Here is an 8,371-nt window from a genome sequence, read left to right as displayed (position 1 = left end):
GGGAGGGTTGCATAAACCTAATTTGATTTCAGTAACCATATTTATTTGACCTGTGCAATAATTAGTGGTTTGTAGCGTAAACTTTCAGCGCTTTACGATTGCTTGAAGAAAAGCTGATATTCAAGCAATCGCTTTTCTACTAAATAGAAGGTTCTTGATTACGCTCTAACTCGCATTGCAGATAGGTGAGCGCAGTTTGAGCATCAGCAATGTTTAAATCAGGAGTGTATCCCAAGTTCAACAGTTGTCTGTAGTCTGGGTGCGTAGCAATTTCAGATGTCAGGTTTTGGGCTTGTTCAACTAACTGGTACAGATTGGGGTTAGACAAATCAAAGCCGAGTCTGGAACATAAATTCTCAGCTTTCACACCGAATATTCCTGGCTCAATCTCAGTTTCTAACTCTTCAAGCAGAGATTGAAAATCAGGGTGTTCATCGTTGATTTCAATCTCAATTAAATCTGCGATCTGCGTGATGATAGTTGCCCAATCGGGTAGAGTCTGTGGAATGGTCTTCGCGTAAAGTTTCATAGTTTTTTCCTCTGGGATTAATAACCTAAAAATCCTCGGCAATCTCCAACAAAAAGCCGCGTCCAGTGTTCTGCACTTGCATCACTTCCTTATCTAGCAGTGTTTGAATGACTGAATCTGAGAATTGGAATTGCAGACGGTGCAGAGGAACACAACCACCGCAAAGGCGAATCGAACGCAGCAAATGATTGCATATTGATTGGTGAATGAAGGGAAATAATCAGTGAGCAGTTATCAGTTAACAGTGTCGAATCTTGATAACTGTTAACTGTTAACTGATAACTGTTTGAATTACGCTGTGACTAACTCCGTTCTCTCCAGGAGGCGTTGCAATTTATCGCCAGTTAGCTGTTTCTTTGGGTTGCTCTAAAAAATATTCATCAAAAATGGATTTACCATCAGTAGACACGTCCACCATCGACAGCGATTGAACTGCTGACATTGCAGAATCACAGGATATGCGCTGGGTTTCGTCTGCTGCGCGTGTGAACCACCAGTTGCCGTCAGTCTGTCCGACTTCGCCTAATTTCTGGTCATTCTGGTAAATGCCGTCTTTGAGGATTTCATAACCGTACTTGTCGCATTCGTTGAAAATCTGCGCCATGACTTCGTTACCAGTGGTACATGGTGTTGCAAGTTGTTCCTGCACAGGTAATGAGCCGTCTTTGTAGTGAGTGCAGATGAAGCGATGACAACGCATTGGAGTGTTGGCACGGAATATTTCTTTGTCGTTGACGATGACTACCCAGCGTTGGGTTAAATGGTTGTCGTCATGGCTGATGCTGGCTACCAGTTGATTACCAGCGTAATATTCGTGATGGTCAAACGAGATTTCGACTATTCTGAGGGGTTCGGGAGCTACAACTTGGGCTTGGTCAGCGATGTAGCTGTCGAGTTCGGCTTGGGCGAGGGCTTGGTTGTCGGGGGCAGCAGGGGAGAGTTTCTGAATCTTGCTGGCTTGATATTCAGCGATTGCACTAATCCAAGAATCCTTACTGCGTTTGTCGCTTACTTCGACTGTGCAGCCGATTTCAGCGTAGATTTGCTTGAGCCGAGCAATGGATTTCAGTTGTAGCTGTTGATGACTGTAGATTTGGTATGTCATTATGAGTAAACTCCTTGAATTTAGGAGTAGAGAAGCGCTTCGGATTGGTAGTCAGGGGCGCTTTCTCTACAATTTAATACTATCAAATTTTTTGTACTATTGCAATCTTTGCACTATATATTTTTGGAGTATAATAGCTGTAGTAGTATAGAGGTTATGCCTATGCGAAATAAAATCAAGCAATTTTTAGAGAGTCGAGGGCTGTCAGCTTATCGAATGATTCAAGATGCCAAAATTTCTGATACAACAGGGTACAAGTTGGCAGCAGATCCAACCTATATTCCCTCCTCTAAAATTCTGGAAGCTCTTTGCGAGACTTACAGAATTCAACCAGGAGAGATAATAGAGTGGTTCCCGGCAGAGGAGAAGGGCAAAGATGATTAATCTTCAAACCATTAATCTTTTGTTGCTACCTTCAGTGGCCCTTAATGAGCGATCTCAGCTACCTAGCCAGCCCTGTATTTATTTCGCAATTGACTCTCAAGGCATAATTCAGTACATAGGAAGATCAGTTAATCCACGACTACGGTGGAACGCCAATAAATTTTGGCAAATCACTGGATTGCCTAGAGCGACTGCTTTTAGGCTTTGGAGAGATAGAGATATTTATCCCGATAAAACAACAGTTGAAGTTATTTGTAAAAAGCTAAACGGTCAACCTGGTGATTTCTTAATTTACATGGAAGACATTGATGAGGCTTAAACGGCTTAGTGTAAAGCCTCATGCTTTGCCATTATTGGCTTAAGTCTAAATTTAGGAAGTTACAATCTGATGATTTATTTTGCTGCTATCGAGTCTTTTATCCTCCACATTTGCGCTCCTAGTTTTAAGTCAATTCTCGTCAGGATTTATTTTGCTGCTATCGAGTCTTTTATCCTCCACTCTATCTTCTTTGTGGAACGATATCAGCGACCTATTACATTCAAAATCTACCTTGCAATTGACTTTCAGAAAATAGCATTGAACTAGAAAAGGTGGAATCATGCCTAAACCACCTCCTAGACGCAAAAAAGCCACCTCTGCTCTATCTACCGATTCAAATTCACTAGCTAGCTCTGCAAATGAGGATATCTCCCAGCAAGTAGATCCCGCTTCAGCAACGATTACGGTTACTGCTGTTGAAGTTCCAGAGTTGACAGAGGAAGAACAGCGTGATCGCCTGCACCTAGAGAGGAAAGTGGAAAGGGCGTTTTTTGAGGCGGGGAAGGCATTAATGGAATTACGGGAGCGCAAGTTATATCGCTCTACTCACAAAACCTTTGAGGAGTATTGCCGCGTTCGCCCTTGGCGTTGGCGAAGCCATCGCTTTGACCATAATTGTCGCCAGTCTTATCTTTATAATGGATGCGGCTGTTGTTTTTGATAACTTGGTTGAAATTTGTGATCAAATTGATCACAAATTGCCGACAGCAGAGGGGCAAGTTCGACCCATGACAAAGCTTGAACCCCAGGAACAGTAAGAAGTGTGGCTAACCGCAATAGAGCTTGCGGGTGCCAAAGCGCATCATGGAGCGAACCCAAGTACCCAATACCTACCAGATTGGCGAGGTGTGCCAAATACTAGCAAAGGACAATCCAGAACTCACAGGCAAAGGTGGCTGTTGGACAATTGTCAGCCTAGTGAATGACTTTACTTGCACCGTGAAAATGTGGGATAGCGAGTACGGCGTTGGGTTACAACACCTGAAGTCTTACGATTACTTGCCTGCTGAATGTGAGCAGATTAAACAAATCAGCGATCGCATTACACGGGTGTATTCCGATTCGCTGGAGGAGACAGTCAAAAGTCTGTTGCAGTTATTGGGGAAGGTGAATCGGCCTTATCTTACTGTTGTGGAAGAGAAATTGTTGAGTGTTCTGGAGTTGGAGTATGAGAGAATACCCTAAACAATTTTGGCAATTTGGCATCCAATGTCTTTGGGTTGCAGTTTAAATGGAGTTAGCAACACAACGGGACAGTGAAGAAGTTGTACGAGGGATAGGGCAAAACTTTCCGCAACTGGTGTCCCGTGCTATGCCAGTTGTCAAACGAGTGCTGTAGAAACGCTCTACATATTGATACAGCGCTCGTAAGTGAACGCCATCACTCTGCAACTGGCTAGAAATGAACAAAACCAAATAGGATTTCAGAAGATGAAAAATCTAGATAGCTGGATTGCTGTATAGTTTTGGTTATGCCAGATTATCATCTCAAGAGCTGCTCTATGATCACTCTGCCTGGTATTGCTATCCAAGACAATATCTACGAAAGTTCCAATTCTCTAGTGTACCAGGGCATCAGAGATGATGGAGTAGCGCTCATCATAAAAATACTAAAGCTTGATTATCCCTCACCTGCTGAACTAACCCGCTACAGACAGGAATATAAAATTACTCGCTCCCTAAATTTAGAAGGAGTGGTGAAGGCATACAGCCAGCAAGATTATCAACGCACTCTGGCAATTATCTTAGAGAATTTTGGTGGAGAGTCGCTAGAGCAATGGATGCACAAGCGCCCAGATATGTTTTGCCCCATGCCTTTATCCCAATTTTTAAGTATTGCGATCGCTGTTTGCGAGATTCTAGGCAGAATCCATGCACCCAATATCATTCATAAAGATATCAATCCTGGAAACATAGTCTTCAATCTCGATACTGGCGTTGTCAAAATTATTGACTTTGGAATTGCCACCCAATTTAATCGCACAAATCCGACTTTTAAAAGTCCTCATGTTTTAGAAGGGACACTCGCATATTTATCTCCAGAACAAACAGGGCGGATGAACCGTTTGCTCGATTACCGGACTGATTTCTACTCCCTTGGTGTGACATTTTACGAACTGCTCACCGGACAACTACCATTTCCCACCACAGACGTGCTGGAGCTAGTCCATTGTCATATCGCCAAGCATCCTATTCCGCCTAATGAAATAAATACAACGATTCCCAAACCAGTTTCAGATATCATTCTCAAACTGATGGCGAAAAATGCTGAAAATCGCTATCAAAGTGCCTGGGGCATCAAAGCGGATTTAGAAACCTGTGCTGAACAATTAGCAAAAATCGGTCAAATCTCTAGCATTCAACTCGCGCTTCAAGACGTATGCGATCGTTGGAGCTTCTCATGGCTAGTATTTTCTGTCAATAAATGGACTAACGTGCGCGAACTGCCGTAAATGAGGAATCTGATTGATGAGCAGTCTTCTCAAGCAAGTTGTAGCTCAAGTTTCCAGAACAGTGCCATTGCAGACGGTTTTGATTGTGCCGTTTGTGCTGCAAACTTTGGTGACAGTCGGCTTAGTGGGGTATTTTTCCCTCCAAAATAGACAGGAAGCCATCAACGATCTCGCCAGTCAACTGCGGCGCGAACTGACGAACCGGATCGAAGGCAAACTACAAACCTATACCGAGATACCCCATAACATCAATCGGCTCAATGCCAGCACCTTCGCTCAGGGAAAAATTGACCCTAACGCAGTCAAAGGCGAGTTTCCACTCTGGCAGCAAATTCAGATTTATCCAATGGTGAGTGATATCTACTGTGGCGATCGCAAAGGTTCTCTTCTAGGGGTGCGACGTAGCCCTGCCGATCGCTCAATTGAACTGCGGTCGAGTAATGTTGCTACAGATCGTAAACTCTACGGCTACAGCCTCGATCGCAATGGTCAGCGAGATCAGTTAATCAGTCAAGGCAACAAAGCCTTCGATGCGCGCGTTCGTCCCTGGTATAAAGCGGCAGTGACGGCAGGTGAACCAATCTGGAGTGGAATCTATGCCGACTTTGCTAGCCAGTTGCCAACGATCACCGCCAGTACGCCTGTCTATAGCACTGCCGATCGATCGCTGTTGGGAGTCTGTGCCACCGATGTATTTCTGCCTAATGAGATGAGCCGTTTTTTGGCTAGCCTGCAAATTGGCAAGACAGGCATCGCCTTTATTCTAGAGCGATCGGGGCAACTGGTTGCCACCTCCACCGGAGAAGCGATCATAAGTCGTGGGGCGGCAGCAAATCGATTGTCCGCAGTTGAGAGCCGTAACCCTACCGTGCGAGCTACTGCTGCCTATTTGCGCGAGCATTTCAGCGATTTGTGGCAGATCCAGACTGCGGAACAGCTTGATTTTAAGTTCGATGGCAGGCGGCAGTTGATTCAGGTGATGCCATTCAAAGATACTCGTGGGCTAGACTGGCTGATTGTCACGGTGTTGCCTGAATCCGATTTCATGGCAAAGATTAATCAAAGCATCCGCACGACGATTCTGCTTTGTATTGCGGCTTTGCTGCTTGGCATTGCGATCTGCATTTTGATTGCCCGATGGATCGTTAAACCGATTGTCAGCGTCAGTCAATCGGCAAAAGCGCTGGCAGACGGTGCATGGAACCAGACGGTAGAAATTGAGCGATCGGGCGATTTGGGCGAACTGGCTCGATCGTTCAACCAGATGGCACAGCAGCTTCAAATCGCATTTGCCAAAATGCAGTCTTTAAACCAGACCCTCGCCCAAAGTGAAACCCGCCTCCAGAAAATTTTAGAGTCGGTTCCGGTAGGAATTGTGGTTATGGACGCAACAGGTCGCCCTTATTACGCGAATCAAAAGGCAATCCAACTCTTGGGCAAGGGCGTGCTGCCGTCTGTCACCCCAGAGCAAATTGCCGAGGCCTATCAACTCTATGTGGCAGGAACCGATCGCCCCTACCCAACCGAACAACTGATGATTAAGCGAGCGCTAAACGGTGAACAAGCCAGTGTGGATGATATCGAAATTCACCAGGGGAATCGCATCATTCCGATCGAAAGTTGGGGAACTCCAATTTTTGATGAGTCTGGCAACATTCTGTATGCGATCGCAGCCTTTCAAGACATCACCGAACGTAAACAAGCAGAGAAGCTTTTAGCAGAATACAATTGCACCCTAGAGCAACAAGTTGCAGAACGAACGACAGCATTGCAGGCAAACGAAGCAGAGCTACGCGGTGTCTACGAGGAGCTTCGCTTACAGGAGCAGGAATTACGACTGATTGCCGACGCTCTACCCGTTCTGATTAGCTACGTCGATGCCAATCGCTGCTTTCAATTTATCAACCGTACCTATGAGGTTTGGTTCAACCGTAGCCGTGATGAAATTTTGGGCAACCCTGTTCGTCAACTGCTCGGTGAGGCGGTTTATGAACGGATTGAGCTGTATATTAATCAGGTGTTTGCAGGGCAAACTGTCCCTCTAGAAGCAGAAATCCCTTTTCGGGATGATAAGCGGTGCATCAGCGCGACCTTTATTCCTGATTTCGATGACAATGCTCAGGTAAGAGGTTTCTACAGTCTCATGACAGACATTAGCGATCGTAAACGAGCTGAACACGCCTCTATCTTAGAAGAACGCAACCGGATGGCGCGAGAAATTCATGATACACTAGCTCAATCTTTCACAGGTATTCTGCTTCAAGTTGGAGCAGTAACACAAGTGCTGGCGGATGACCCGGAAGCAACCCAAGTACATCTGGAAATGATTGAGGAACTAGCACGCGCTGGGCTGGCAGGGGCACGGCGATCCGTATCAGCACTCCGTCCGCAGCTACTAGAAGAAGGTAATTTAGAGAGTGCCTTGCATCGTATTGTAGCTCAAATGCGCTCGACGACCGACACGGCTCTGATTTGCGAAACTCAGGGTACAGCCTATTCCTTACCAACCGAAATGGAGAATAACTTACTCAGAATTGGGCAGGAAGCATTAACCAATGCGATTAAATACGCTTGTGCTGGCGAAATTCGGGTTGAGTTGGTGTACAACCAGACACAGTGTATCTTACAGATTAAAGACAATGGCAGGGGCTTTGGAGTGGGTAGCATTCCTTTGAGCGGTGGGTTTGGCTTATTAGGAATGAGCGAACGGGCAGAGCGCATTGGCGCACAACTAACGATTCAAAGCCAACTCGGTCAAGGAACAGAAATTATTGTCACTATCAATCGAGAGTGAAAATTATAATGAGCCAATCCACTACGATTCGGGTACTGATTGTTGACGACCATGCCATAGTCAGAAAGGGTCTAGCAACCATCATTAACCGCGATCCAGAAATGACAGTGATCGCTCAAGCTGAAGATGGGCAGCAGGCGATCGACGCGTTTCGAGAATACCAACCTGATGTCACACTAATGGATTTACGAATGCCCAAAATGGGAGGTGTTGAAGCCATTATGGCGATTTGTGCTGAATTTAAGCAGGCTCGGATCGCGGTACTCACAACCTACGATGGCGATGAAGATATCTATCGCGGTTTACAGGCGGGCGCTCAAGGCTATCTGCTTAAAGATTCTAAACTTGGCGAGCTTTTGAATGCGATTCGCGCCATTCATAGTGGTCAGAAATACATTCCGCCAGAAGTAGGCGCAAAATTATTGCAGCGAATGAGCAATCCAGAACTCAGTGAACGAGAGTTGGAAGTGCTGCGTTTGATGGCACAAGGAATGGGTAATCAGGAAATTGGGACTGCTTTGATTATTGGTGAAAGTACCGTCAAATCGCATATAAATCGGATTTTGAGCAAATTGGGCGTGAGCGATCGCACACAAGCTGTGATTGCTGCTGTTAAGCGTGGGATTGTCAGTTTGTAAGTGGGAGAAAAAGGGAGTGAACCTTTACCTTTTCCCCAATAGAATTGGCTTTAGAGGCTGTTTGAAAAGTTTGGGGGGGTAAAATTTTATGCTAATCGTCTTACCATGATCCGGATCATGGCAAGGTAGATAAACGTCTCCGATGTTTC

The 8,371-nt window shown here is 45.4% G+C and carries 9 protein-coding genes and 1 pseudogene; 7 read left to right on the top strand and 3 right to left on the bottom strand.

From position 1 onward, the window contains the following. Nucleotides 1–139: 139 nt before the first annotated feature. The 3 genes from H6G26_RS43265 to H6G26_RS35670 form a co-directional block, all read right to left on the bottom strand. Nucleotides 140–529 (bottom strand): hypothetical protein, encoded by a 390-nt coding sequence (locus H6G26_RS43265; RefSeq protein ID WP_242054155.1) that lies wholly within the window; start codon nt 527–529, stop codon nt 140–142. Between the two features lie 25 nt (nt 530–554). Then, entirely contained in the window at nt 555–713 is a 159-nt protein-coding gene (locus H6G26_RS35675; protein WP_199327242.1) for a hypothetical protein, read from the bottom strand. 150 nt (nt 714–863) lie between these two features. Next, on the bottom strand, nt 864–1,634 hold the full coding sequence (locus H6G26_RS35670) for a hypothetical protein (protein ID WP_242054151.1): 771 nt from the start codon (nt 1,632–1,634) through the stop codon (nt 864–866). Between the two features lie 162 nt (nt 1,635–1,796). Between H6G26_RS35670 and H6G26_RS35665 the strand changes: the two genes are divergently transcribed. From H6G26_RS35665 to H6G26_RS35640, 7 genes and pseudogenes are all read left to right on the top strand, one after another. Beyond that, nucleotides 1,797–2,018: a helix-turn-helix transcriptional regulator gene (locus tag H6G26_RS35665; RefSeq protein ID WP_242054148.1), complete on the top strand. Its 222-nt coding sequence runs from the start codon at nt 1,797–1,799 to the stop codon at nt 2,016–2,018. Further along, a complete protein-coding gene (locus H6G26_RS35660; RefSeq protein WP_190736030.1) occupies nt 2,011–2,337 on the top strand; it encodes a helix-turn-helix transcriptional regulator in 327 nt (108 codons plus the stop codon). Before H6G26_RS35665 ends, H6G26_RS35660 begins: the two co-directional genes overlap by 8 nt. Before the next feature lie 280 nt (nt 2,338–2,617). Further along, a complete protein-coding gene (locus H6G26_RS43260) occupies nt 2,618–2,998 on the top strand; it encodes a hypothetical protein (RefSeq protein WP_242054147.1) in 381 nt (126 codons plus the stop codon). Nucleotides 2,999–3,126: 128 nt separating this feature from the next. Further along, entirely contained in the window at nt 3,127–3,522 is a 396-nt protein-coding gene (locus H6G26_RS43255) for a hypothetical protein (RefSeq protein WP_242054146.1), read from the top strand. Between the two features lie 317 nt (nt 3,523–3,839). Then, nucleotides 3,840–4,730: pseudogene (locus tag H6G26_RS35650) on the top strand (serine/threonine-protein kinase); the annotation flags it as partial. Nucleotides 4,731–4,806: 76 nt separating this feature from the next. Then, entirely contained in the window at nt 4,807–7,584 is a 2,778-nt protein-coding gene (locus tag H6G26_RS35645; protein WP_242054145.1) for a PAS domain S-box protein, read from the top strand. A gap of 8 nt (nt 7,585–7,592) precedes the next feature. Further along, nucleotides 7,593–8,222 (top strand): response regulator transcription factor, encoded by a 630-nt coding sequence (locus tag H6G26_RS35640; protein ID WP_190736028.1) that lies wholly within the window; start codon nt 7,593–7,595, stop codon nt 8,220–8,222. Nucleotides 8,223–8,371 lie beyond the last annotated feature (149 nt).

The organism is Nostoc sp. FACHB-888 (genome assembly GCF_014696655.1).
Classification (GTDB): domain Bacteria; phylum Cyanobacteriota; class Cyanobacteriia; order Cyanobacteriales; family Nostocaceae; genus Nostoc.
This window is presented reverse-complemented; position numbering and strand designations above follow the sequence as displayed.

Bases quoted from the DNA above. Each gene is read 5' to 3' on its own strand.
- H6G26_RS35660 (WP_190736030.1), top strand. From the start codon at position 2,011: ATGATTAATCTTCAAACCATTAATCTTTTGTTGCTACCTTCAGTGGCC.
- H6G26_RS35665 (WP_242054148.1), top strand. From the start codon at position 1,797: ATGCGAAATAAAATCAAGCAATTTTTAGAGAGTCGAGGGCTGTCAGCT.
- H6G26_RS43260 (WP_242054147.1), top strand. From the start codon at position 2,618: ATGCCTAAACCACCTCCTAGACGCAAAAAAGCCACCTCTGCTCTATCT.
- H6G26_RS35670 (WP_242054151.1), bottom strand. From the start codon at position 1,634: ATGACATACCAAATCTACAGTCATCAACAGCTACAACTGAAATCCATT.
- H6G26_RS35645 (WP_242054145.1), top strand. From the start codon at position 4,807: ATGAGCAGTCTTCTCAAGCAAGTTGTAGCTCAAGTTTCCAGAACAGTG.
- H6G26_RS35640 (WP_190736028.1), top strand. From the start codon at position 7,593: ATGAGCCAATCCACTACGATTCGGGTACTGATTGTTGACGACCATGCC.
- H6G26_RS43265 (WP_242054155.1), bottom strand. From the start codon at position 529: ATGAAACTTTACGCGAAGACCATTCCACAGACTCTACCCGATTGGGCA.